The 24208-nt window shown below is 71.1% G+C and carries 19 protein-coding genes; 13 read left to right on the top strand and 6 right to left on the bottom strand.

The features are described 5' to 3' along the window. The first annotated feature begins 158 nt into the window (after positions 1–158). Entirely contained in the window at positions 159–1037 is an 879-nt protein-coding gene (locus WME79_RS28910; protein ID WP_437521284.1) for a hypothetical protein, read from the top strand. A gap of 103 nt (positions 1038–1140) precedes the next feature. On the opposite strand, the gene WME79_RS28905 is transcribed toward WME79_RS28910, so the two are convergent. After that, positions 1141–2016, bottom strand: coding sequence for a hypothetical protein (locus WME79_RS28905; protein ID WP_437521281.1), 876 nt, complete (start codon positions 2014–2016; stop codon positions 1141–1143). 122 nt (positions 2017–2138) lie between these two features. Between WME79_RS28905 and WME79_RS28900 the strand changes: the two genes are divergently transcribed. After that, positions 2139–4877 carry a pentapeptide repeat-containing protein gene (locus WME79_RS28900; RefSeq protein WP_437521279.1) on the top strand — a complete coding sequence of 913 codons (2739 nt, stop codon included), beginning with the start codon at positions 2139–2141 and terminating at the stop codon, positions 4875–4877. A gap of 152 nt (positions 4878–5029) precedes the next feature. Beyond that, on the top strand, positions 5030–5926 hold the full coding sequence (locus tag WME79_RS28895) for a LysR family transcriptional regulator (protein ID WP_437521277.1): 897 nt from the start codon (positions 5030–5032) through the stop codon (positions 5924–5926). 241 nt (positions 5927–6167) lie between these two features. On the opposite strand, the gene WME79_RS28890 is transcribed toward WME79_RS28895, so the two are convergent. Beyond that, the gene (locus WME79_RS28890) at positions 6168–7247 is read right to left on the bottom strand and encodes a GDSL-type esterase/lipase family protein (protein ID WP_437521274.1); all 1080 of its coding nucleotides are present in this window, start codon (positions 7245–7247) and stop codon (positions 6168–6170) included. A 1001-nt stretch (positions 7248–8248) separates the two neighbouring features. Between WME79_RS28890 and WME79_RS28885 the strand changes: the two genes are divergently transcribed. The 4 genes from WME79_RS28885 (at position 8249) to WME79_RS28870 (ending at position 12193) form a co-directional block, all read left to right on the top strand. Continuing rightward, positions 8249–8980 carry a sensor histidine kinase gene (locus WME79_RS28885; RefSeq protein ID WP_437521273.1) on the top strand — a complete coding sequence of 244 codons (732 nt, stop codon included), beginning with the start codon at positions 8249–8251 and terminating at the stop codon, positions 8978–8980. An 80-nt stretch (positions 8981–9060) separates the two neighbouring features. Continuing rightward, positions 9061–9885: a hypothetical protein gene (locus tag WME79_RS28880; RefSeq protein WP_437521271.1), complete on the top strand. Its 825-nt coding sequence runs from the start codon at positions 9061–9063 to the stop codon at positions 9883–9885. Continuing rightward, the gene (locus tag WME79_RS28875; RefSeq protein ID WP_437521268.1) at positions 9882–11417 is read left to right on the top strand and encodes a sensor histidine kinase; all 1536 of its coding nucleotides are present in this window, start codon (positions 9882–9884) and stop codon (positions 11415–11417) included. Before WME79_RS28880 ends, WME79_RS28875 begins: the two co-directional genes overlap by 4 nt. After that, positions 11414–12193: a response regulator gene (locus WME79_RS28870; RefSeq protein ID WP_437521265.1), complete on the top strand. Its 780-nt coding sequence runs from the start codon at positions 11414–11416 to the stop codon at positions 12191–12193. The genes WME79_RS28875 and WME79_RS28870 overlap by 4 nt, the downstream gene beginning before the upstream one ends. Positions 12194–12220: 27 nt before the next feature. Here WME79_RS28870 and WME79_RS28865 read toward each other — a convergent pair whose 3' ends face one another. The 3 genes from WME79_RS28865 to WME79_RS28855 form a co-directional block, all read right to left on the bottom strand. Continuing rightward, a complete protein-coding gene (locus WME79_RS28865) occupies positions 12221–16165 on the bottom strand; it encodes a protein kinase domain-containing protein (protein WP_437521262.1) in 3945 nt (1314 codons plus the stop codon). A gap of 220 nt (positions 16166–16385) precedes the next feature. Then, the gene (locus WME79_RS28860; RefSeq protein ID WP_437521259.1) at positions 16386–17072 is read right to left on the bottom strand and encodes a GNAT family N-acetyltransferase; all 687 of its coding nucleotides are present in this window, start codon (positions 17070–17072) and stop codon (positions 16386–16388) included. Positions 17073–17183: 111 nt separating this feature from the next. Continuing rightward, on the bottom strand, positions 17184–17720 hold the full coding sequence (locus WME79_RS28855; protein ID WP_437521256.1) for a GNAT family N-acetyltransferase: 537 nt from the start codon (positions 17718–17720) through the stop codon (positions 17184–17186). A 271-nt stretch (positions 17721–17991) separates the two neighbouring features. Between WME79_RS28855 and WME79_RS28850 the strand changes: the two genes are divergently transcribed. Together WME79_RS28850 and WME79_RS28845 are read left to right on the top strand one after the other, a co-directional pair. After that, positions 17992–18432 (top strand): hypothetical protein, encoded by a 441-nt coding sequence (locus WME79_RS28850; RefSeq protein ID WP_437521253.1) that lies wholly within the window; start codon positions 17992–17994, stop codon positions 18430–18432. A 56-nt stretch (positions 18433–18488) separates the two neighbouring features. Next, entirely contained in the window at positions 18489–19100 is a 612-nt protein-coding gene (locus WME79_RS28845) for an antibiotic biosynthesis monooxygenase family protein (RefSeq protein ID WP_437521250.1), read from the top strand. A 90-nt stretch (positions 19101–19190) separates the two neighbouring features. Here the strand turns inward: WME79_RS28845 and WME79_RS28840 are convergent, their stop codons facing one another. Beyond that, a complete protein-coding gene (locus WME79_RS28840) occupies positions 19191–20051 on the bottom strand; it encodes a PAS domain-containing protein (protein ID WP_437521247.1) in 861 nt (286 codons plus the stop codon). Positions 20052–20441: 390 nt separating this feature from the next. Between WME79_RS28840 and WME79_RS28835 the strand changes: the two genes are divergently transcribed. The 4 genes from WME79_RS28835 (at position 20442) to WME79_RS28820 (ending at position 24179) form a co-directional block, all read left to right on the top strand. Continuing rightward, a complete protein-coding gene (locus WME79_RS28835; protein WP_437521244.1) occupies positions 20442–20732 on the top strand; it encodes an aldo/keto reductase in 291 nt (96 codons plus the stop codon). A 320-nt stretch (positions 20733–21052) separates the two neighbouring features. Continuing rightward, entirely contained in the window at positions 21053–22294 is a 1242-nt protein-coding gene (locus WME79_RS28830) for an enolase C-terminal domain-like protein (protein ID WP_437521241.1), read from the top strand. Continuing rightward, entirely contained in the window at positions 22291–23409 is a 1119-nt protein-coding gene (locus tag WME79_RS28825) for a hypothetical protein (protein ID WP_437521238.1), read from the top strand. The genes WME79_RS28830 and WME79_RS28825 overlap by 4 nt, the downstream gene beginning before the upstream one ends. Further along, on the top strand, positions 23406–24179 hold the full coding sequence (locus WME79_RS28820; RefSeq protein WP_437521236.1) for an SDR family NAD(P)-dependent oxidoreductase: 774 nt from the start codon (positions 23406–23408) through the stop codon (positions 24177–24179). The genes WME79_RS28825 and WME79_RS28820 overlap by 4 nt, the downstream gene beginning before the upstream one ends. Positions 24180–24208: the final 29 nt, after the last annotated feature.

Genomic DNA, 24208 nt, shown 5'->3' with positions numbered 1-24208 from the left:
CGCGGTGAACAGCAGCGAGTTGACCTCTGGCACGGCCGGTGAGAGGGCGGTGATGCGGACTTCGTCGGCGCTCGCCGCGCGCGGGGAGCCGAGAGCGTTCCTTGGGCGGTGCGCGACGATTCAATGCTTTTCAATCCTTTGTGGAAGGAGCACGAAACATGCTGAGGCAACTGGCGACCCACATCGTTCTGCTCGCGCTTGCGGCGGCTGGTCCGGTCGCGTGCGCGGGCTCGGATGACAGCCCCGCGGACGCCGGCAGCGTCGCCAGCGGGAGCGGCGGCGCCGCGGCTTCCGGCGGACACACCTCGGGAGGCGGCGCGACCGGCGGAGGCGGAGACGGTGGAACGGGCGGCAGCGCCTCGGGGAGCGGCGGCGCGGGCGCGGGCGAAACGGGCACCGGCGGCGCTGGCACCGGCGGCACGGGCGGCACGGGCGACGGCGGCGCGGGCGCGGGCGAAGCGGGCACGGGTGGCGCGGGCGCGGGCGAAGCGGGCACGGGTGGCGCGGGCGACGGCGGCGCGGGTGGCGCGGGCGCCGGCTGCCCGGGGACGGGGGGAATCACCTACACGCTCGCGAAGGTCGCCTCGCCGACAGCGGAGCAGCAGTCTGCGTACGACAAGATCACGAGCGCGATGGATGAGGCGCTGTCGTACTACAACTGTCAAACGAGCATCGAGAAGCGCCTGTCGGTGTCCTACGTGCCGTCGGTCGCGACGGCGGACGGCAACGTCAATGGCTCCATCAGGTTCGGCGCGACGAGCTCCATGAACTACATCACCGCGATGCACGAGATCGGTCACACCGTGGGGGTCGGCAGCCGCGAGTTCGGCGCGCTTGTGGTGGACGGCGTCTTCACGGGCGAGGCGGCGACGCGCCAGCTCAGGGCCATCACGGGCAACGAGAGCGACGTCGTGCACACGGACTCGACGCACTTCTGGCCGTATGGCCTCAACTACACGACCGAGGTCAAGACGACGGACGATCTCGTGAACCACTGCAAGATGGTGGTTGCCATCCGCGAGGACATCGGGTTCTGACGGAACGATTCTGCGGGAGCGAACCGTTGCGATCCGTCGGATCGCAAGAGCTCTCGCACCTGACACATGAGAAGAGCGCGTCCTCGGCGCAAGCGCGGGCGGGTCAGTACGTGAGCGAGGGCGTCGTGCAGCCCAGGCCGAAGGCGCCGATGGCTCCGCCCTCGACGACGGTCTGAACGAGGTTCGCGACCTGGTCTGCGCCGCAGAAGGTGTCCGGGAACTCGCTGCCGCCGTCGCCGCCCACGCCGTCCGGCCACGTGACGGGGCCGACCTCGACGCGGAGATCGCCGGGACGTCCCGTCACGAGGAGCGGCGCACAAGCGATGAAGAGGACATCGATGTACCTGCCAGACCAACCGCTGAAGCCCACCACCACCTCGTTCTCGGGGCACAGCATCTCCCAGGGCTCGGTTCCCTCGCTGCCCCGGAAAGGGGTCACGTCGCCGGGCATCCTGGTGATGGTGTACGGGCCGTCTCCCGTGAGCTCCAGGTGGCCGCACTGCGCCTGGATCTTGGCATGGATGAACGACTCCCCCAGCGGTCCCAGGGACCCTCGAAACCCGAGGAGCACCTGGCTCTCCGGGCACCTGTCCATGGCCGGGGTGGCCGTACCGGGGCTGCCGCGCAGCTCGGTGTAGGTCTGCCCCACGACGTCGACGCCTGTCGGCGTCGGGCACGGCTCCCCGTCGCACTCACCGCCGCCGCCCGCGCCGCCGGCCTCACCGCCACCGCCGGCCTCACCGCCGCCGCCCGCGCCGCCGGCCTCACCGCCGCCGCCCGCGCCGCCGGCCTCACCGCCGCCGCCCGCCTCACCGCCGTCGCCGCCCGACCCGCCACCCCCATCGCCAGGCGGGGCGCCGCCCCCTCCGCTCGCGCCCACGCCGTCGAAGGTCAGGCTGCCGATACCCGAGATCGCATTGCATCCGGCAAGGACGAGGCCGGAAATCAGCGCGGAGAGGCCGAGCAGATGGCGCGTCACCGAGACCAAGTACTCGATCCGCGGCCGGACCGGTAGCTGGTCGCCCGAATACCGCTTCGTCCTCGATCGCGGTGGGCTCGGCGGCGACATCAACGCCAGTCAAGCTCCGATGGCCACCCCATGTGCGCGCGCCGGCTTGCACGTCCGAAAATGACGGCCGGTGGAGCGCTGAAAGGCAACGGATTCGAATAAGATTCGATTCGATGATCCGACAGGTCTTCGGCGCCACCCGCTTCAACGCGCCCGGCAACTTCACTGGTCTCGATTTTTCTCCGGACTCAAAAACGCTCGTGGCTCTCGTGACCGGCGAGAAGCGCACGAAGGTGCATCGCTTCGCCGTCGACGACGGTCGCGCCCTCGACGAGCAGACGGTGACCGGTTGCTTCACTGGCGTCTTCGCGTTGCCTGACGGCGACCTTCTCCTGTGGGCGCGTGGCTCCATCGCGCGCCTCGGCCAGGACGGCGAGCTCTCGTGGAAGCTCGGAGAGAAGGCGACGAAGGAGTTCGCCTTCGCGACCGTGAGCGCCGACGGCGCGAGCGTCGCGACCTACGGCGGAGACTCCGTCGCCAACGTCTTCGACGCGCGTACCGGCAAACGACTTCACGACCTGAGCGAGCCTGCAGGCGAGATCTTCGCGTTCGCCTTCTCACCCGACGGAGCGACGTTCGCGACCGGCGGACAGAAGGGCATCGTCCGCGTCTTCGATCGCAAGTCGAAGAAGGAGCTCGCCCAACGAAAGAGCTCCAAGATCCTCGCACTCGCGTTCTCACCCGAGGGCAGCGTGCTCGCCGGCGGCCACGGACAAGGCGACGTCCACCTCTGGGACGGCGCATCGCTCGAGCCCGTCCGCCTCCTGGGCTCGCATCGCTTCCAGGAAGATTACGGCTCGGGCGAGCAGGACGCGGGGCCGGCCGGTTGTCGCTGGCTCGCGTTCCTGGCCGACGGCAAGACGGTGGTCTCGCAAGGCAACGATCGCTACTTTCGCTGGTGGAAGCGCAGCGGCGCGGAGATCCGTCGCGTCCGCACGCCTCGCCACCACGCGTACGGCCAGGGCCCCGCGATGGCGCTCTCGCGCGACGGGAAGTGGCTCGCCGCAGGCTCGACGGCGTCTGGCATCGGCATCTGGACCTCGGACGGTGAGCCGGCTTCGAGCGAGCTCGGGATCAACGCGCCACACGCGATCGCGCTGGGCCGCGAGCGCGTCGTCGTCGCCGGCTCGTCGGGGATCTGGTCCTGGCGAAGGACCGACGGCACAGTCAGCGAGCGGCGCGCGCGCGGCACCGCGGCGCTCGCGAACCTCCCGCAGGGAGAGCTGCTCATCGTCGAGCCCGAAAACGCCGTCGTGGTGCGCGAGATCACCGACAAGAGCGAGGCGATCTTCGCGAACGACGCGATCTCTCCCCAGGGCGTGGTGGCGGTCTCGCGCGACGGAAAGACGGTGATGCTCCCCGTCGGGTCAAACGTCGAGCTCTGGGACCGTGCGCGCGGCGTCCGCGCCGCGACGCTCTCGCACGACGCCAAGGTGTCGGCCTGCACGTTCGGGTCCGACGACACCTGGGCCGTTTCGGTGTCCGACGCGGTCCGGATCTGGCGGCTCGACGATCCGGAGACACCCGTCCATACGATCGAGCTGGAGAGCGGTGCGCCCGAGTACTGCGGCGGCGTCGCCGTCTCGCGCGTCGGATGGATCGCCGTCAGCATCGATCGTGTCATCAGCAATCATTCGTCGGACAGCGCGCTCGTCTTCATCGATCCGCGTTCGGGTGAGGTGACAGCTACCCTCTCCCATCCAGACAAGCGCCTCGGTCAGGTCGCGTTCATGGACGATGCCCGCGCGGTCGTCGTCGACTCCGCCGGTCGTACGAGGACGGCCGACGCCGAGAAGGGCAAATGGCTCGACGAGCCCGAGGCTCCGGAAGACGTTGAGTTCCACGGCTTCGAGATCCTCCCGCTCACCGCGTCCGAGGACGGGACCGAGATCGCGCACATCGACGGGCACGGCAACCTCGCCATCCGCACGATCGAAGGCACGAAGGAGCGTGTCGCTCCCTTCGATCTCGGCTTCACCCCGCTGGCGGAGAAGAAGCCGCAGGGCATGTTCGAGGAGCGCCTCGCCGGGAGTTGCATCCTCTACGCAGGCAAATTCCAGAGCTCGGCGATGGATGTGCGCACGTCGCGCGAGTTCCGCGAAGACATGCTGCTCGAGCTCGGCGGCGCGGTCGCGAAGAAGGCGAAGGACGCGACGCACTTCGTCGGCGCGCGTATTCCGTACGCGAAGCACGTCCCGTCGAAGGCGGAGACCGAGATCGACGCGCGCATCGCCAAGGGCGACAAAGTCATCAAGCTGAGCGAGAAGAAGCTCATCGAGATGCTGCTCCCTACGTTCGAAGAGTCGCGCGCGATGCTGCGAGGTGAGGTCAAAGACGGCATCGAGCGCTGGAACCGCTGGCGGTCGCGCTGGCGCACGTTGAGCGGCGGGTTCGTGCAGCTCTCGGGCATCGATCTCACGGGAGCCGACCTGCGAAAGGCAGACCTCATGGTGATCCCGTTCGAAGAGGCGAAGCTCTCGAACGCGCGCCTCGAGGGGGTCGATCTCTACGACTGCGTCTTCCGCCGCGCCGACCTCCGCGGGGCGGATCTCGAAGGCGCTCGCTGCGGCCGCGTCGTCTTCTCGAACGCCGACCTCCGCGAAGCGAAGTTGGCCGGCGCCGCGTTCTCCGGCGCCGAGTTCGACGGCGCCGACCTCCGCGGCGCCGACCTGCGCGACGCGGACCTGCAGTACGCGAAGCTCACTGGCGCCAAGCTCGACGGCGCCAAGCTCGACGGCGCCAAGCTCCCGCAGGGCTCCAAGCGCCCGTAGCAGCCTTTACTTCGGGCGGTGATGGCCCAGGCTCGAATGCGCGTGGCGCTCGTCTGCATCGTGGAAGTGAACCAGCTGGTACTGGTCGATAGCGGGTCGTCCGCATTCAAGTGCTGATTGAACTGGCAGACTCGCTGTGCAACGGTGCACAGGTGGACTGGGACGACCTGCGGCATGTGCTCGCCCTCTCGCGGCATCGGACGCTGAGCCGAGCTGGCGTCGCGCTGCGGACGACCCACACGACGGTGGCGCGCCGCATCAAAGCGCTCGAGGAGCGCCTGGGGGTTCGGCTCTTCGCGCAGATGCCCGACGGCTATGAGCCCACGGCGGCGGGCCAGGACGTGGTGGAGGTCGCCGAGCGGACCGAGGCCGAGCTGCTTGCGCTCGAGGCGCGGGTGCTCGGCCGGGACGCGCAGCTCCAGGGAAAGCTTCGCGTGTCCACGATGGACATGCTCTTTCGCGCGTACCAGCCGGCGTTCTCGTCGTTTACCGAGCGCTACCCGGGCATCGAGCTGACGGTCGCCGCCGGCGACAGCGAGGTCAGCCTGCCGCGCCGCGAGGCGGACGTCGTGCTGCGCATGACGAGCTCGCCCCCCGAGCACCTCGTGGGACGCAAGGTCGGCCGCATCCAGTTCGCGGTGTACGCGAGCAAGGCCCTCGTCGAGCGCGCGGGACCGCAGGCGAGCTACTCCGACTTCCCTTGGATTCACTGGGACGAGCGGCTCGACCCGCGCTGGCTCGACGCGTGGCTGGCGGCGAACGTTCCGGCCGCGCGCATCGCGATGCGGGTGGATTTCAGCTCGATGGCGATCCAGGAGGCGGTCGCCGCGGGCGTGGGCGCGCACTTCCTCGCCTGCATCGCGGCGGACAGCGACCCGCGGCTTTCGCGCGTCGGTCCGATCGACCCCGCGTACGACCGCGACCTCTGGCTCCTCACGCTCCCCGAAGTGAGGAACGTGAACCGCGTCCGCGCGTTCATGGATCACATGACCGAGGCCCTGTCGGTCTGCGCTTCCACCCCGCAAACTGACGGGGCGGCAAGGAAGTAGACATGGAGTTCAGGCATCCTGCGAGCTCAAAGAAGGTCGTGGAAGCCTTCGACAATTGGATCCCCTGGATCGGGAGGCGGGGAAACGGGGAGTAAAATCCCACCAATCTCCCCGTCTCCCCGCCTCCCTGTTCAATTTCTTTTCTCGCCAAAGCGCCAACAAAATGAGGGGATGTGTCAGGTCCTGAGGGGGCCCGCACCGCGAGGGCGGTGCGGCTCTGGCCGGCGCGCGCCGGCGCGGATCACTCGAGGTACGCGGCCAGGCCGAGCTTCTGATCGCGGACGGCGCCGGCCATGACCTTCGCGATCTGCTCGGCGCCGGAGCGCGAGAAGTGCGTGTGATCATCGCAGAAGAAATCGCCGACGGGGCCGCTGGTCGTCGCGCTGACGTCGCCCCCGGGGACCGGGCAGAAGCCCAGGGTGTCGTAGAGCGCGACGCTGAGCTCGTGCAGGTCGATCACCGGCGCGCCGTACTCCTCGCCCGCCTCGTGGGTCGCGGTCACGTAGCCGCCGCGCGTCCCCCGGGCCGTGCTCCCGCTGCAGGAGATCGCGCTCACAGGGGTCACGAACACGGGCTGGGCGCCTCGCTCCTCCGCGGCGCGGGCCATCATCCCGTAGCTCGACTTGAAGGCGTCGAGCCCCACGTGCCGATCGCACGTGCGCGAGCCGTCGTTGATGCCGAACTGGATGAACAGGTAATCGCCCCGCTTCATGCCGTCGAGCATCTGGACCCAGCGGGCCTGCAGCACCGGCTCGCCGCTCGAGTCGCGCGCGAGCTCGCACTCCCCCGCGCTATCCATGGTGGTCTGCACGTTGTAGAGCCACGTGCGCACGCTGCGGCCCCCGACGGCGCTGTTCACCACGGTGACCCGGTCGTCGAAGAGCGCCGCGAACTGGCCGCCCCAGCCCGCCGGGCAGGGGGTCTGCCCGTTGGCGACCGTCGAGTCTCCCGCGATCCAGATCGTGATGTCCGGCAGCGGCCCCGCGCCTCCCGCGCCGCCACCGCCGCCGTCGCCCGCGCCGCCGCTGCCGCTCGGCCCACCTGAAGCGCTCTCCGAGCCTCCCGAGCCGGCGGGCGCGTCGCCCCCGGCCCCCGCGCCGCCGGTGGAGCCCGCCGAGACCGCGGTGCTACCCGCGCTCGCGCTCGAGCTGCTCCCTTCTGGTTGCGAGCTCCCGCCCGCGCCGCCCGTCCCCCCGCCTCCGCCGGCGCCCCCCGCGGCCGCCTCCGGATCGGCGGAACAGGCGGCGGTGAGCAGCGCGAGACAGGACACCCGGGCAACCATCCGGCGCGCGGCCGATCGAACGTTCCAGTCCATCAACATGCCTTTCCTCCAGTCACGACATGAGCGTCAGCCCATCCACGCCGGATGGCGCTGGCCCTTCGCCTCCCGGTCCCGCAGGCCGTCAGGGCACGTCCGGTCGAGGTGCCGGGCCGGCGGCACGACGAGCGCGCACCGCTGCAGGGCGCAGGGCGCACCGCGAGCGGCAAGGCAACGCCGGCGAGGCGAGCGGCGGGGGCGACGGGGAGCGAGCACGGCTCGCGTCACTGTGTCGGGAACGGCTCCCAACCAATCACGGACAGGCGCTTTTTTTTTCGGATCTGCTTGCCGGGTGCGCTCCGAAGCACACCCATCGTAAATCTGAAGCAGTGGCAGAATCGAGGCCCACGCGAGCACTGGCGCGAGCGGCCGTCGCTTGGAGGCGTGGCGCTCGGCGCCCGCTCCTGGCCGCGTCACCCCGGGACGCGCCGTCGAGCGCGCCCGCCTGTCCACCCACCGCACCGACGCCACGCTCGTGGAGAGGAGACCCGCGGCGGTTCGTTCACGACACACGGCGATGTCCGGCGACGGATTGGCCAGCTGGCTGGGCAACCACGGCAATCACGGCAAGGCAGCGCAAGGAGCACGAGGACGGAAGGTGGACGGAAATCCGTTGAACGGAGATGTGGTGTGGAGGGCATTATTATGCCGTTGACTGACACAAACTTTGTCACGTATGTTTATCAAGGGTGACGCTGGTTGAGGGGTGGCGTCGCACCAGGCGTACAGGCGTTCAGACGTGCAGACGTGCAGACGTGGCCGATGGCACGGATCAGCCAGGCGTGCTCTTGTGCGCCCGCGACGCAGCGGCGCGAGGCTCGGGCGCGCGATGGCTTCAGGGAGACGGCGCTTGTGTCAGAGTCTTTAAGAACTCATCCCAAGCTCTCACACGGTCGAGGCGACGGCGGCGTCGGCGCGATGGTGCAGAGAAGGTATCGAGTGCTCCTCGTTGGCGGCGACAGGCGAGCCGCGCTGCTCGCGAGGGCCGAGGAGCGAGGAACGGCATGAACAGCTGGGATCCCCTGGGTGCGGCGGAGCAGGCCGCGGTCGCGGACGAGATCCTGTCCGTGCTGCGTCACGACCTGCGCAACCGCTTTGCGATCGTCCGGAATGCGTCGTTCTATATCAAGCGGAAGGTCGCGCGTGACGCGGCCTACACGGCGGATCCGAGGATCGAGGAGTTCTTCGGGATCATCGACGAGGAGGTGGTCGTGGCGAGCGCGCGGCTCGAGGAGTCGGTCGACGCCGCGAGGCTCTTCACCCGCAGGAGCGTGTGCGTGAGCGCGGCGGGCTGCGTGCGCCGCGCGGCGGCGTGCGCGCGCATCGGCGCGTCCGGGGCCCGCATCGTCCTCTCGGCTCAGGACGGCGACGTCGAGGCCGATCCGATCGAGCTCGCCGTCGCGGTGCGGTGCCTGATCGAGAGCGCCGTGGAGTCGACGCCGGGGGACGGCGTGGTCACGGTGCGGGGCACCGCGGGCAGCGCGCGGTACTGCATCGAGGTCACGGACGCGGCGGGTGTCCCCTGCGAGGCGGACAGAGAGGCGATCCTGCAGCCGTTCTACACGACCAAGGCGGGGCACCCCGGCCTGGGGCTGAACATCGCGAGGCGGGTCGCCCGTCGCTACAGCGGGACGCTCGCCGTCGAGCCTCGGGCGCACGGCAGGTCGGTCATCATCGCGCTGCCGCTCGCCGCCACGGCGGTGCTCAGCGACGCCGGATCGGAGCCGGCGCCGTGAGCGCGGGCGGTCAGCCCGCGGGGCGCTCGCGGTGCGCGCCGGCGGCTCGGGAGCCAGCGGCCGGGACCTCCGCGCGGCGTGTGCGCCCCCGGGCCTCGCTGGTCTCGCTCCTTGTCGCGTCGACGGCGGCCGCCCCCGCGGAGCCGGAGCGGACGGAGGCAGAGGACGAGCCGGCGCGGCCGCCGATCGAGGAGCTGTTCCTTGGCGAGACGGCCTTTCCGCAGGAGGCGCTCGAGCTGCAGATCACGAGCGCGCCGAGGTGGGAGCGCGACGGGCGCCAGGTCGGCTTCCGCATCCCGCTGCTGCTGGAGCTCGGTATCACCGATCGCCTGCAGCTCGGGGGAGAGCTTCCCCTGGAGCTCGCGCGCCAGGACAGCGGCGTTGTGGCAGGGCTCGGCTCTGTCGAGCTGGAGGCCCTGTACAACCTCGTCAACGAGCGGGGGCTCGGGCTCGCGCTGTCCGCGGGGCTCGGGGCCGGGTTCCCCGCCGGCGCGCGCGAGCTCGGCGCGCCGGGGTACGCGCTGGAGCCGTTCGTGAGCCTCGACAAGGCGATCGGGGGCGTCCACGTCGGCATCTCCGCGTCGGCCGAGATCCGGCTCCCAACCGCGGGGCGCGACGCCACGGAGCTCAGCCCCGGCGCCTCGCTGGGCGTGATCTTGCCGCTCGGCGACGTGGTCCCGACCGTGGAGCTCGCCGCCGAGCTCGAGGACACCACGTCGCTGCTCATCGCGCCCGGCGTGCTCTGGCACCCGACGCCCGGCCTGGAGCTCGGCGCCGCGCTCGAGCTCGGCCTCGCGGGGGAGACGCCCGACGCCGGGCTCATGCTCCTCGTCACGAGGGAGATCGAGCTCGCGGGCGACGGCGACGACCACGTGAAGCACGCAAGCAGGAGCCGCTCCCCATGAGCATTCGAGCCACACTGGCCGCCATCTTCGGCGTCGCGCTGGCGGCGGTCCTCGTCGCCGGCGGCGCCTTCTACGTCGCCATCGCGGAGATGCTCGTCTTTCAGCGGCGCGCCGAGGCGTCCTACGAGGACCTGAAGCTGCACGTCACCCTCGCCAGCAACGCCAGCCGCTACATGAACGAGGCGATCAAGTCGGTGCTCCACGGCAGCGCCAGCGCGGAGCTCACGAGCGCGGCCGAGGACACGGCGCGCGATCTGACCGCGATCGAGGCGCGCAAGAGGGAGATGATCGCCGACGAGGAGATCAGGGAGAGCGACGAGGAATCGGCGGAGGAGATCGAGCACATCCACTTCATGCGAGAGAGCTTCGAGCGCATCGCCGAAGGCGTGGCGACCACGATCCAGGTCGAGCGCGAGCGCACGAACGAGCGACACGAGATGTTCGTGCAGCTCTCCGACCGCGAGTACAAGGCGAGGTTCCTCCCGCACATCAGCGCGGCCGTGCACGACGCGGAGCGCGACGTCGCCAGGATCCTCGACGACGAGCGTCAGCTCCGGGCGCGGGTGGCGCTGCTCGGCGCGGCGGCGACCGGCGGCGCGCTGATCGTCCTCGTCGTGCTCCTCGGGCGGCTCCTCCGCTCGGTGGACCGCGGCTTCAACGCGCTGATCGAAGGCTCGCGGCGGATCGCCCAGGGGGATCTCGAGCTGCGCCTCTCGGTGCTCGATGATCACGAGTTCGGCCGCATGAGCGCGGCGTTCAACCACATGGCGTCCAGCCTCCGCGACGCCCAGGAGTCCAAGATGCGCATGGAGAAGCTCGCGGCGGTGGGGCAGCTCGCGGCGAGCGTCGGTCACGACCTGAGGAACCCGCTGGGCGCCGTCCGGAACGCGAACCATTACCTCAAGAAGCGCCTCGCCGGGACCGAGCTCGGGGCGGAGCCCCGCGTGACGCAGTTCCTCTCGATCATCGAGAAAGAGCTCGCGGCCTGCACCAAGATCATCGGCAACCTGCTCGACTTTGCGCGCGAGCGGCGGCCGCGCTTCGCTGCGTGCGCGCTGAGGCCCCTCGTGGACGACGCCATCTCGGTCGTCGAGATCCCGCCGCGCGTGCGCGTCGACAACGACGTACCGGACACGCTCCCTGTCGTGGAGATCGACAAGGACCAGTTCCGGCAGGTGCTCGTGAACCTGATCCAGAACGCGGCCGAGGCGATCCCGGCCGAGCGCGAGGGGCGCGTGCGCATCGCCGCGGAGCGGACGAGCGACGGGGTGACGCTCTCGGTCGTCGACGATGGGACGGGCATCTCCGAGGAGACGCTCGCGCGGATCTTCGAGCCGCTGTTCAGCACCAAGCTGAAGGGGACAGGCCTCGGCCTGGCGATCAGCGCCGGGATCGTGGAGCGGCACGGCGGCACCATCAAGGCGACGAGCGCGCTCGGCAACGGCACGACCTTCGTCGTGGGGCTGCCGGTGCGCGAGGAGCCGGAGGCCGCAGAGCCATCCCTTTCGCCGACCGGAACTCAGGGCTCATGACGGGGGGGCAAGCCATGCAGGTGCAGGAGCCCGCGCAGCGGGGCAAGCGGGTGCTCGTGATCGACGACGAGGAGGGCATGCGCATCACGCTCGCCGCCAGCCTCGAGCTCGAGGGCTACGAGGTGGTGGAGGCGAGGGACGGCATCCACGCGCTCGAGCTCGTCCGGCAGCAGGCGTTCACGCTGGTCATCAGCGACATCCGCATGCCCGGGCTCAACGGCGTCGAGACGTTCCGGGAGCTCAAGAGGATCCAGCCGGAGCTCACCGTCGTGCTGATGACCGCGTTCGCGCTCGAGAGGCTCATCGAGGAGGCGATCGCCGAGGGCGTGTACACGGTGATCCACAAGCCGTTCTCGATGGACCACCTCGCGCGCATCGTCGCCCGCGCGGTGGACTCGCCGGCCGTCCTCGTGGTGGACGACATCCCGAAGGTCGCCGACTCGATCGTGGCGGTGCTCCGGGCCGCGGGGCTGTCGGCCCTCGCCGTCCACGATGGGCGGGCCGCCGTCCAGCACGTCATCGAGCGGGGCGAGCGGGGGATCGACGTCTGCGTGCTCGATCTCGTCATGCCCGATCAGGACGGCGTGACGACGTGCGCGCAGATGCGGGGGCTGAAGAAGCGCGTCACGGTGATCGCCATGACCGGCCACGCGGTCCCGGAGATGGTCAGCGCGATCATGAGCAAGGGCGGGTACGCGTGCCTGCACAAGCCGTTCGACGCGCGCGAGCTCATCCACACGATTGCCCGCGCGCGCGGGGACGCGGCGCAGGGATGAGGGGCGGTCTTCGCCTGGGCATGAGCCCTACCAGCGCTGGGGTCGAGCCGAGGAGGGGCCTTCCACGAGCCACGCGCGGGCGAGCGCGAGCGTGTGGGCGTTGGCGGACACGTTCTCCAGGAAGCTCTTCCTGAACGCGGGATCGCCGATCTTGTCGGCTCTCGCGAGCAGCTCGTCGCGCGCCTCGCGGATGACCGCGTGGGCGGCCTCGACGTGGCCGCTCGCGTGGAGCGCCTCGGCATAGGTCGCGGCGAGCGCCCTCTGGCGAGGCGCGAAGACCGCGCCGGCGCGCCGGTCCCATGCGAGCGCCTCGCGGGCGAGCGCGGCGGCCTCTCCCGGGCGCCCCTGGCGGAGCCGGATCTCGGCCATCGAGGCCAGGTGCGTCGTCCGGAGCAGCGGCACCAGCGCGGCCGGGTCTCCCACCGCGCGGAGCTCCTCCTCCGCGTCGGCGAGCTCGCCCAGGAGGCAGTGCGCCTCGACGCGGAGCAGGCGCGTCGTCGCGCTGCGGCTCGCGGCGACGTGCCTCTCCGCTTCCTCCCGCAGCGCGGTGTCGGTCTGCTCGAGCGCCTCCGTGAGCCTCCGCCGCTCGAGGCGCGAGACGATCCGGAACGTGATCGCGGCGCGCAGGGCGAAGGCGGGCGTGGATTCGGAGGCGAGCACGCGCTCGATGCGCGCCTCGGCGGCGTCGAAGGCGCCGAGCCACACGCAGGTGATGGCCACGCGCTCCGACGCCAGGAGCGCGAAGATGCGATGACCGGAGGCCTCGAGGTGCCGTTCCGCGGCGAGGTGCGCGTTGAGCGCTCCCCAGGGATCTCGCGCTGCGTGGCACAGCCAGATGCCCCGGGCCATCTGCACACAGGTCTCGACGTAGGGATCCGCCTGCGGCGCTCTCTCGAGCTCGCCCTCGAGCCGCCTCAGGTAGCGCTCTGCCAGCGCTGGCACCCCTTCCCACAGCAGGGTGTTGATGAGCCGGCAAGCGAGCTCTGCCCCCTGGGCGTCGACGGGGAGATCCGCTGGATCGAGCTGCGGGAGCAGCGCGTCGAGCGCCCGCCGGTCGTCGGAGTTCGCGATGCAGCTCAGCGCGCCGGTCAGGGCGCGCCGGTAGGTGTGACTGCCGGGGGCGGCGGCCTCGATCGCCCGGAGCGCGGCCCTGTAGGCCTCGCCGCGGGCGTCGCTCCAGATGAGTCCGTCCATCCGGTGGACGTGGAGCGCGGCCAGCGTCTCCCCCGTGGCCCCGCAGTCGAGCCCCTTCTGCGCGCGCGTGAGCACCGCGGGCACGTCGGCGCCGCGCAGCGCCAGCTCGGCCGCGCGCAGGTACTGCTCCGCGGCGCGCGCGGGGTCGTCGCCCCGCGCCAAGTGGTCGGCCAGCACCATCGGATCCTGCTCGCCGGCCGCGAGCAGCCACTCGCCGGCGAGCCGGTGGCCGAGCGCCCGGTCGCGATCCGTCAGCATCGCGTAGGCCGCCTCCCGCAAGAGCGGGTGGCAGAAGGCGATCTCCTCCTCGCCCGCGAACCGGGAGCCCGGCCGGCGCTCGATGATCTCGCGCTCGACCAGCTCGGCCCACGCGTCGCGCTCGCTCGTCTCCGACGTCCAGGCGCCGAGCAGCGCGCGCACGCCGCCCACCCAGGCGACCTCCCCGAAGACGCTCGCCGCCCGCAGCTGCCGCCGCGCCTCGAGCCCGAGCGCCGCGAGGCGCGCCTCCGCCATGCCCAGCACCGTCTCCGGCAGCGCGCCGCCGCGCCCTTCCGCCAGGGCCCGGATGAGCTCCTCGAGATAGAAGGCGTTGCCCCCGGCCCGCTGGATGAGCGCGGAGATCTCCCCGGGCGCGAGCTGCCCGCCCGCGCCGCCGAGCGCGCTCCGCACGAGCTGCTCGGCCGCGCGGGCGGGCAGCTCGCGGAGCCGGAGCTCCGAGAGGCCCCGCTCGGCCCAGAGCCTCGGGAAGACCGAGTGAACCTCGGGCCGCGCGAAGGCGAGCAGCGCGTACGGCCGGTCGCCGAGCTCCCGCAGCGCCCGGTCGAAGATCCCCATCGAGGGCGCGTCTCCCCAGTGGAGATCCTCGAGCACGACGAGCACGGGGCGCGCGCCCGTCACGGCCCGCGCGTAGTCGAGGTACGCGCGCTGGATCCCCTCGGCCATCAGCGCCGGATTGTGCCGCGCGGCCCGCAGCGCCGGCAGGTCCTCGTCGGGGAGGGGGGCGACGCCGAGCAGCTCGCCCAGGAACCCGGCCACCCGTCGCCCTTCCTCGCCCGAGAAGAGCGGCGCGAGGGCCTGCGCGAGCTTCCGTCGCCGCACGTCGACGGCCTCGCCCGCGGCGATCCCGAGCGTGCCCCGCAGCGATCCGGCGAGCATCGCGAACGCGGCGCCCGTGCCGATGGAGTCGCCGCGGACGACGCTCAGGCTCACGTCGGGGTGGCGCTGGCGCAGCACCTCGACGGCCTCGTGGCGCAGGCGCGATTTGCCCATGCCCGCCGCGGCGGTCACCAGCGCCACCGCGGCGCGCCGCTCGGCGAAGCTCTCGTCGACGAGGTCGAGCAGGTGGCGCAGCTCCCGCTCGCGCCCGACATGGGGGCTCGGCTTGCCCAGGAGCTTGCGCGGCCCCTCGCCGATCTCGCGCTCCGCCCTGAGCCAGGAGAGCCCGCCCCGCTCCACGACCTCGAAGCGCACGTCGAGCAGGGCGCGCGTCACCGCGTCGACGTGGACGCCCTCGCTCCGGCGCTCCGCGCGGCCGGGCGCGGCGGCCTCGTCCAGCAGGGCGGCCGCCCTGTCCAGCACCTCGCTGAGCGGCGATCGACCCATCGGCTCGCCCCACCCGGTCACCAGCACGACCGCCGCGCTGGGGAGCTGCGCGCAGATCTGCAGCGCGCAGCGCGCCACGAGCGCCGCCTGGTCGGTCGCGCTGCCCGCGCTCACCACGAGCGTCACCACCATCCCGTCGCCGAGCTCCTCCACCTGCGCGCTCAGCGGCATGGCCGCGCGGCGCACCACGGCGAGCGTGTTCGGCGCTGACGCGTGCAGATCCAGCGACTCTGTCGACTCGAAGAACGACGCTTGCGCCGGCCGGACCGCCACGATCGAGACCAGGCGCTTCTCGCCCGTGGTGATGACCGCGCCGGGAAGGGGAGCCGAGGACACCTTGCTCCTCTTCCAGGCGCCGAGCGTGTCCAGGGTGCGCGCCACGGCCGCGCCGTCCTCGGGCCGCGCCGAGGGATCCTTGGCGAGCATCTGCGCGACAAGCTCGTCGAGCGCGTGAGGCACGTCGGGCCGCAGCTCCCGCACCCTCGGCGGCTCCTCCAGGAGCAGCTTCCACACGAGCGCCATCGGGTGTTGCTTGCGGAACGCCGGCTTCCCGGTCAGGCACTCGTACAACACACATCCGAGCGAGAAGATGTCCGCGCGCGCGTCCAGGCTGTCCCGCTCGCCCCGCGCCTGCTCCGGCGCCATGTAGCCCAGCGTGCCCAGCACCGCCTCCGTCCGCGTCAGCCGCGTCGAGGCGTCCGCCAGCTGCGCGATGCCGAAGTCGAGGAGCTTGACCCGATCGAGCGCGCCTTCGACCAGGAACAGGTTGCTGGGCTTGATGTCGCGGTGCACGATCCCGCGCGCGTGCGCCGCGCCGAGCGCATCTGCCACCGTCCTCACGAGGGCGATCGACTCGTCGATGCGCAGCTCCTGCCGCGGTAACCGATCCGAGAGGCTCTCGCCGGAGAGCCACTCCATCGCGAGGTACAGCTCCCCCGTCGGCGACATGCCGTGCGTCGCGTAGCGCACGATGTGGGGGTGCTCCAGCCGGGAGAGCGTCGCTGCCTCGCGGAGAAAGCGCGCCTGCGCGCGCGCGTCCGCCGCCTTGCGCAGCAGCTTGACGGCGACGACCGTCCCGCTCGAGCGATCGAAGGCCCGGTAAACGGTGCCCATGCCTCCGGATCCGGCGATCTCCGCCAGCTCGAAGCGGCCGTCCAGCAGCCTGCCAGGCAGCATGCGCGTGAAGGATGCACCGTCACTGGAGCATGAGGCAAGGCGGACAGACGGCGCGAATGTGCCGTGGCGCGCGCACGATGTGCGAAGGCGAGCTCGGCCTGCGCGGATGCGCGTCGTTCCGATTTCGACCGATTCCGAGCTCCGCGAGGACCCTGGCCCGATCTCGCTCTCTCGTTCACGACGCAGCCGGCCTGTCAGGAGGCTGGGTTGTCTCGATGCGTTATGTCTTCGGGTCGGCGCCCGACCCGCGCCGGAGCTGCTCCAGCAACAGCGGCATCGCGCCGGTGCCGGCCGCGAGGAGGCGCTCGTCGAGCGTGGCCAGGCCGCAGCGGAACTCATAGACCCTGAGGTGCGCCTCGTTGTGAAAATACCTGAGGTTCAGGCTGGTGCCCGTGGCGGCGTCGACATCCATGGCGACGATGCGGAACCCTGCTTTCAGCTTGGCGATGAGCACCGCGTTGTTGCCAGGGGCGTGCTCGCTGACCACGTAGTCGAAGCCGAGCTCTCGCGTGTAGGCGAGGACCCGGCGGAGAAAATCCCGGTACAGGCCGCGCCGGCGGTAGTCGGGGTGAACGGCCGAGTGCCACATGCGGTAGGTCTCTGCGTCCATCTGATGGCCCGAGAACATGGCCACGATCGCCTCGCCGTCGCGCACCGCCCAGAAGTCTGCGAGGCGTTGGGCCCCCTCCGACGCCGTGAGGCGGGCGCGGGCGCGCTCCCCCTCCTCGCCGGACAGCGCCCGGAGGTTGAAGAAGACCTCGGGCGGGAAATGGCGGAGCAGCTCGGCTTTGTGCAGCGCCCAGTAGGCCTCGCCGTCGGCGAGGCGCTCGAGCGGGTAGAGGCCTGCGAGCGGCTCGCCGAAGTGCTTCTGTCGAATCGGAACGACCCAGTCCCACGCGGTGCTCATGGGATCGAGCCCTATCATGGCGGCTCGCTCCACCCCAAGAAGGCTGTTTGCGGAGGCGCTCAGTCCGTTCAAAGGCCCGATCGCGGCGTGGACCGAGCTGGACAGGAGCCGTTACGAAGCGCTGTCACCGCGATGGAGGTCGAGCCGCATGGCGCAGCGCTGCGCCGGGTCGAGGCCATGGCGCGCCTCGCCCTCGAGGATCTCCGCGAGCCGCGGGGACGCCTCGGCCGGCGACAGCTCGCGGAAGCCCATGGAGGCGTAGAACGGCCCGTTCCAGGGGATGGTCCGAAAGGTGGTCAGCGTCAGCGCCTTCAGCCTCGCGGCCCGCGCCCACGCGATGACGTGGGCGAGCAGGCGTCGCCCCAGCCCTTGCCCCTGGCGGTCGAGGACGACGTCGAGCTCGCGGATGTGGAGCTCGTCGCCGGCCGCCTCGGCGCCCAGGAACGCGATCGGCTCGCCGGCGCCGTCGTCCATCACCCAGAGCGTCCCGGCCCGGAGCGCGCCGCGCCAGCCCTCCGCCGGCGTCACGTTCGCCAGGGCCTCGACGTCGAGGTCCGTCCTCCGGAACGCGTCGCTCGCCGAGCGCTCGATCTCGGGCAGGCGAGGCAGGTCGGACTCGATGGCAGGTCGAATGAACGTGGATGTCATCGGGGCTGCGCAGGCTAGGCAGCCACGGGCGCACCCGCAACCTCGGGGCGCGACGGCGCTCCGGGGGAGGGCGACCCCGGGGGGGGCTCGTCGACGCCGCACGCCGCACGCCGCACGCCGCACGCCGCACGCCGCGGCTGCTCGGGCCGTCGCGGACGAAAGAGCGGCGTCGATTGAACGTTCCGCGAGCGTCCGGGAACTGAGGTCCATCCAGTCACGCTGCGGCGCCCCCACGGAGGGAGGCCCGAGGCGTGCTCGCAAGGAGCCACAGATGACGCTCGTCTCCTCGGCCCGCGCGGCGCGGGGCTCCGCGCCGCGATCCGCCCGGCGCCGGCTCGTGAAGCCGCTCCTCGGCCTCGCGGTCTTCGCGGCGCTCTTCCTCGTGCTCGCGTGGCGCCTCGACAGGCCCTCTGTGGCCGCCGGTCCGCTCGACGCGGCCGCCGGGAACCCTCTCGGCCAGCTCTCCCGCGCCGCCGCCGACCGGGCGCCCATCGCCGGCCTCGTCGAGGAGCGACTCCCGGCCGGCTCGTACACCTATGTCGCCGTGCGCAGCGGCGAGAACCTCACATGGGCTGTCACCGTCGGCGACGCGCCGCCGCCCGGCACCCCGGTGCAGGTGCGGAGCATGGGTCGCAAGGCGAATTTCCACTCACGCCGCCTCGCGCGGACGTTCCCGGAGCTCGTCTTCGGGATCGTCTCGCGCGCCGACTGAGCCCCCGATAACGGACAGAGTCCCCGACAACGGACAGAGCAGAGAGGACCATGACCATGACGACACGTGGATTCGACAAGATGCTGAGCGCGACGATCGATCGCTCCTCGGGCGCGCTCGCCGCCGCCGTCATCGCGGCGCTCGGCGCGATCCTGTCGGGGTGCAGCTCCGATTCCGACGGGAAGACGACCGACACTCCCCTCGCCGAGTGCGCGGGGGGCGTGCTCGAAGCCGATCTGGAGGCAGACCCGCTGAGCGGGCCCGGCGTCGATCCGGAGACCGGAAAGCTCCGGCCGCCTCCGGAGGGGTCGTCGTACACGGTCAGCGCGACGTATGGGGTTCCACGGCCGGGCGACGCCGTGATGGAGCGATACGTGCCGATCTTCGGGGCGATCCAGGCGGATCTCGCGTCGCAGCCCGGCCTCCTGGCCCTCCAGCTGGGCACGTCGCCCTCCTGCGGCTCCGGGCGCACGCTGGCCGTGTGGGCCTCGACCGACGCGATGTACGAGTTCGTCATGGGCCCGGCCCACCTCGCGGCGATCGACGCCGCGAACGAGCTGCTCGAGCCCACCTATGTGGTCACCCACTGGGAGACGGCCGAGAGCGATGGCATCACGCTGGCCGACTCGGTCCGTCGCATCCGGGCGCTCGAAGCTGGGGCGCCATGAGCCGACGCGGCGGCGGCCGCGCCCTGTCCCTGTATACGCCGGCGACGCCAGCGCCGGCGACGCCTGAGCCGGCGGGGCGTGCCCCCGGGCTCAGCGGGCGGCTGCGCGCTGCGCGCTGAGGCGGCTCATCGCGTAAGCGAGCCCGCTCTGGAGCGTGCCTTGCGTGGTGATCCGGCCGAAGTCGATGCCCAGCCCGACCAGCGTCCTGGCGATCTCCGGGCCGATGCCCACCATCACGCTCCGGCAGCCGAGCAGCTCTGCCGCTTGCACGGCGCGCACCAGGTGGCGCGCCACGGCGGAGTCGATCACCGGCACGCCGGTGATGTCGAGGATCACGAACTCCGCGCGCCGCTGCCCGATGGCCGCGAGCAGGCTCTCCAGCGCCTGGGCCGCGCGCCGATCGCTCATCTCGCCGACCAGCGGGATGAGCAGGATCCCCTCCCAGACCTGGATGACCGGCATGGCCACGCGATCGAGCAGCTCCGCCTGCATCTGGATGATCGCGCGCTGCTCCCGGTTCTCGGCCGCCATCCGCTCGGCCTCCGTGTGCCGCTGTTTCAGGTCGGTGATGTCCGTGATGAGCCCGCAAAGGCCGACCACCTCCCCCTGAGCGTTCTTCATGGGGAACTTGCGCGTCCAGATCGTGCGCGCCACCCCGTCCGAGCCCGTGGCGCTCTCCTCGTTCTCGCTCGGCTCACCCGAGTTGAAGACGACGTCGTCGTAGCTCCAGAAGATCTCGGCCTGCTCCTTCGGCCAGTAATCCGGGTCGCTGCGGCCGATCAGATCCTCGTAGCGCTGTCCGATCAACCTGCAGAAGCCCGGGTTGCAGGCGATCCAGCGATGTTGTCGATCTTTGACGAAGATGGGATCCGGGATGGTGTCGATCACGAGCTGGAGCAGCCCGAAGGTCTTCCAGTCCGAGACGTCGATACAGCGGAGTGTGAACGCCATGCAGCCAATCCCATCTCCCCCGACCCCGACCAGCCTCCCTTTATCAGCCATCGTGGATGGCCATGCAAGGGCAGAAATGCGGGGGATCACCGCGGAGACCCGGAGACGTGCGCCCCGCTCCACGGAGCGCCCGAGTGTGCCTCGCCTTGCTAACTACCGTTACATGATGACGCGTGGGTTCGACGGGAGGCGCGCGCGAACTCGATGTCTATTCCGTGTCCGTGTGCTCGTTTGCTTCGTCTGCTGCTGCGCGCGTCGCGCGGCCGAGGGGCGACCCTGCCGGTGTCCTCTCGCGGAGTCTCCTCGCCGGCAGCAAGCCGAAGGGGGCGGCGACCTCCGCGCCCACCCCCCCGCTTCACCGGCGAGAACCGAGAGAAGAACGAGGACGCCGTGGTCGCCCTCCGGCGGGTCGCGGAGGAGCGCGTCATGACGGCCGGGCAGCTCGCGATCGCGTGGGCGCTCGCGCGGCAGCCGGCGTTCGTCCCCGTGATCGGCGCGAAGACCCCTGCGCAGCTCGACGATGCCCTTGCCGCGCTCGACCGTCCGCTCTCGAGGGACGACCTGGCGCCGCTCGAGGCGCTGGCGGCGATCTCCGACGATCGTCACGGCGCGGAGCCGATGCGGCAGCTGGACAGCGGACAGCGAGCGGCGGTGAGCCCCTCCAGCGCCGCTCAGGCGTGACAGCGCGGTGCGGCAGCGACCTTGGCGCGCCCTCCTGGAGGTCCCTCGTGCCGTCGTCGACGAAATCGAGCTCTCCGTCCAGATTCGACCGCGAGGCGTGATCAGTCCGGCACGGTCCGGGAATTCATCGAGGCCGTTCGGCAAGCCTCTTTCCAAAGGCGGCCTCTACATATAAAACTCGCCACCTCGCCGATCCATTCCCCGCGCTCTGCAAAAGGAAAGATCGAGCGACGGCGCCCCGAGGGCAGGTGTCACTGCCCGGTGGGATGCCTTTGTCAAGGCACATTGGACCGCTGGGGGCCCCTGGAGTCCCGTCCTGCATGAGAATCGTCGATATCCGCGCCACCACCGTCACCGTGCCGCTGGAGGCGCCCCTGCGCCACGCCAACGGCTGTCACTGGGGCCGCTTCGTGCGCACGATCGTCGAGATCGAGGCGGATAACGGGCTGATCGGCCTCGGTGAGATGGGCGGCGGCGGCGAGTCGGCCGAGGCCGTGTTCCGGGCGATGAAGGGCTACCTCGTCGGCCACGACCCCGCCCGCCTCGAGGAGATGCGGTTCAAGATCGCGAACCCGACGGCCTCTCTTTACAACAACCGCACCCAGGTCCTCGCCGCGCTGGAGTTCGCGTGCCTCGACCTGCTCGGACAGGCCTTCGGCGTGCCGGTCCACGATCTCCTCGGCGGGAAGCTGCAGGACGAGGTGCCGTTCGCGTCCTACCTCTTCTTCCGCTACGCGAACGCCGACGGGTCAGGCGAGGTGCGGACGCCGAAGCAGCTCGTCGAGCAGGCGAAGGCGCTGAAGAAGAAGTACGGGTTCACCTCGCACAAGCTCAAGGGCGGCGTGTTCCACCCGGACTACGAGCTCGAGTGTTACCGCGCGGTCGCCGACGCGGTCGGCGAGGATCGCGTCCGCTTCGATCCGAACGCGGTCTGGTCGACGGAGCAGGGCATCCGCTTCGGGCAGGCGATCGAGGACCTGAACAACGACTACCTCGAAGACCCCGTCTTCGGCCTCCACGCGATGCGGCGCACCCGCGAGAAGGTGCGGATGCCGCTCGCGACGAACACCGTCGTCGTGGGCTTCGAGCAGCTCGCCGCGAACGTCCTCGACACGGCGGTGGACGTCATCCTGCTCGACACGACGTTCTGGGGCGGCATCCGGCCGTGCGTGAAGGCGGCGGGGATCTGCGAGACGTTCGGCCTCGGCGTCGCCGTCCACTCCTCGGGCGAGCTCGGCGTGCAGCTCGCGACGATGCTGCACCTCGGCGCCGTCATCCCGAACCTCTCGTTCGCCGCTGACGCGCACTACCACCACCTGCGCGACGACGTGATCCAGGGCGGCCCGCTCCCGTACCGGAACGGCCGCATCCGCGTCCCCGCCGGTCCCGGCCTGGGCGTCCGCCTCGATCGCGACAAGCTCGCTCACTACGCCGAGGAGTACCGCCGGCTGGGCTCCTATCCCTACGACAAGGACCCGCTGCGACCGACCTGGTGCGCGACCGTGCCAAACGACCGCTGGGCCGATCCGAAGGACGACCGAATCCCGGAGGTGCCGAGATGACCCTCGCCGAGCGCGTGGCCGCGGCCGTCAACGCCGCGCCCATCATCGATCTTCACACCCACCTCTTCGCGCCCCAGTTCCCGGAGCTGAACCTCTGGGGTGTCGACGAGCTCCTGACGTACCATTACCTCGTCGCCGAGACGCTGCGCGCCGAGCCGAAGGTCACGCCCGAGGCGTTCTTCGCGCTCGACAAGAAGGCGCAGGCCGATCTCGTGTGGGCGTCGCTCTTCGTCCGCCGATCGCCGCTGTCCGAGGCCACCGCGGGCGTCGCGACGGTGCTCGCCGCGTTCGGGCTCGACCCCGCCGCGCCGGATCTTCGCGAGGCCCGCGCCTTCTTTGCCGAGCGCCGGGTCGAGGATCACCTGGAGGACGTGCTGCGGCTCTCGGGCGTGAGCGCGCTCGCGATGACGAACGATCCGACCGATCCGGTGGAGCGCGCGATCTGGGAGTCGGGCGCCACGCCCGATCCGCGGTTCTACACGGCGCTGCGCCTGGACCGGCTCATCCACACGAAGGATCTCGCGTCCGAGCTCGAGCGGTGGATCGCCCGCATGCGGCCGCGCTACCTGGCGATCTCGGTCAACGAGGTCTCGGCGCCGCCCCGGGCCGTGCTGAACGCGTGCCGCGACCACGGGCTGCCGTTCGCCATGATGATCGGCGTCCGGCGCGCGGTGAACCCCCGCCTCGGCGTGGCCGGCGACGGCGTGAGCACGGTCGACCTGACCCCGCTCGAGCGGCTCGCCGCGGAGAACCCCGACGTGCGCTTCCTCGTCACGACGCTCGCGCGCGAGAACACGCACCCTCTCTGCGTCGTGGCGCGCAAGTTCGCCAACGTCCTGCCGTTCGGCTGCTGGTGGTTCATGAACAACCCGAGCCTCATCGAGGAGACGACGATGATGCGCCTGGAGATGCTCGGGCCGACGTTCGTGCCGCAGCACTCCGACGCGCGCGTCCTCGATCAGCTGATCTACAAGTGGCGCCACTCGCGGCGGTCGATCGCTAACGCGCTGACCCGGCGCTACGGGGCGATGCCCGTCCCGCCGACCGACGCGCAGATCGAGCGCGACGCGCGGGCGCTCCTCGGGGGCATCGCGAAGGACTGGCTGGGAGCATGACGAACCGTTTCGACATCTCGGGCCGCACGGCCGTCGTGGTCGGTGGCACCTCGGGTATCGGGCGCGCGATCGCCCTCGGCCTCGCCGAGGCGGGCGCACACACCGTCGCCACGGGCACCCGCGCGGACCGCGTGCAGGCGGTCGCCGCCGAGATCCGTGAGCGCGGCGTGCGCTCGCTCGAGGCGGCGTGCGACGTCAGCGATCGCGCGACGCTCGACGCCCTGCGCGACCGCGTGCTCGAGGCGTTCGGCCGCGTCGACATCCTCGTCAACTGCGCCGGTCGGACCTTCCGGAAGCCCACCGCCGAGGTGGGAGAAGCCGAGTGGGCCAGCCTGCTCGACACGAACGTCACCGGCATGCTGCGCGCCTGCCAGGCCTTCCATGGCCCGTTGAAGGACAGCGGCCGGGGCCGCATCGTCAACATCGCCTCGCTGTCGAGCTTCGTCGCGTTCCACGAGGTCGCGGCCTACGGAGCGTCGAAAGCGGCGGTGCTGGCGCTCACCCGGAGCCTCGGCGCCGAGTGGGCGAAGCACGGTATCCGGACGAACGCGCTCGTGCCGGGCGTGTTCGTGACAGATCTCAACCGCGCCCTCCTCAACGGCACAGGGCGCGGGCAGGAGCTGCTCGCTCGCACGCCCCTCGGCCGCTTCGGCGACACGCAGGAGCTGGTCGGCGCGGCCCTCTTTCTCTGCTCTGACGCGGTGAGCTTCATCACCGGCACGAGCATCACAGTCGACGGTGGATTCCTCGCCTCCGGGGTGAACCAATGACCGCAGCGTCTCCCGCGGCCCCGGCTACC

This window comes from Sorangium sp. So ce726 (assembly GCF_051521405.1).
Lineage (GTDB): Bacteria > Myxococcota_A > Polyangia > Polyangiales > Polyangiaceae > Sorangium.
Note: the sequence above shows the minus strand (reverse complement) of the source record. Positions and strands in the feature narration are given on the sequence as shown.

Bases quoted from the DNA above. Each gene is read 5' to 3' on its own strand.
- WME79_RS28910 (WP_437521284.1), top strand. From the start codon at position 159: ATGCTGAGGCAACTGGCGACCCACATCGTTCTGCTCGCGCTTGCGGCG.
- WME79_RS28890 (WP_437521274.1), bottom strand. From the start codon at position 7,247: ATGTTGATGGACTGGAACGTTCGATCGGCCGCGCGCCGGATGGTTGCC.
- WME79_RS28885 (WP_437521273.1), top strand. From the start codon at position 8,249: ATGAACAGCTGGGATCCCCTGGGTGCGGCGGAGCAGGCCGCGGTCGCG.
- WME79_RS28875 (WP_437521268.1), top strand. From the start codon at position 9,882: ATGAGCATTCGAGCCACACTGGCCGCCATCTTCGGCGTCGCGCTGGCG.
- WME79_RS28870 (WP_437521265.1), top strand. From the start codon at position 11,414: ATGACGGGGGGGCAAGCCATGCAGGTGCAGGAGCCCGCGCAGCGGGGC.
- WME79_RS28865 (WP_437521262.1), bottom strand. From the start codon at position 16,165: ATGCTGCCTGGCAGGCTGCTGGACGGCCGCTTCGAGCTGGCGGAGATC.
- WME79_RS28860 (WP_437521259.1), bottom strand. From the start codon at position 17,072: ATGAGCACCGCGTGGGACTGGGTCGTTCCGATTCGACAGAAGCACTTC.
- WME79_RS28855 (WP_437521256.1), bottom strand. From the start codon at position 17,720: ATGACATCCACGTTCATTCGACCTGCCATCGAGTCCGACCTGCCTCGC.
- WME79_RS28850 (WP_437521253.1), top strand. From the start codon at position 17,992: ATGACGCTCGTCTCCTCGGCCCGCGCGGCGCGGGGCTCCGCGCCGCGA.
- WME79_RS28845 (WP_437521250.1), top strand. From the start codon at position 18,489: ATGACGACACGTGGATTCGACAAGATGCTGAGCGCGACGATCGATCGC.
- WME79_RS28840 (WP_437521247.1), bottom strand. From the start codon at position 20,051: ATGGCGTTCACACTCCGCTGTATCGACGTCTCGGACTGGAAGACCTTC.
- WME79_RS28830 (WP_437521241.1), top strand. From the start codon at position 21,053: ATGAGAATCGTCGATATCCGCGCCACCACCGTCACCGTGCCGCTGGAG.
- WME79_RS28825 (WP_437521238.1), top strand. From the start codon at position 22,291: ATGACCCTCGCCGAGCGCGTGGCCGCGGCCGTCAACGCCGCGCCCATC.
- WME79_RS28820 (WP_437521236.1), top strand. From the start codon at position 23,406: ATGACGAACCGTTTCGACATCTCGGGCCGCACGGCCGTCGTGGTCGGT.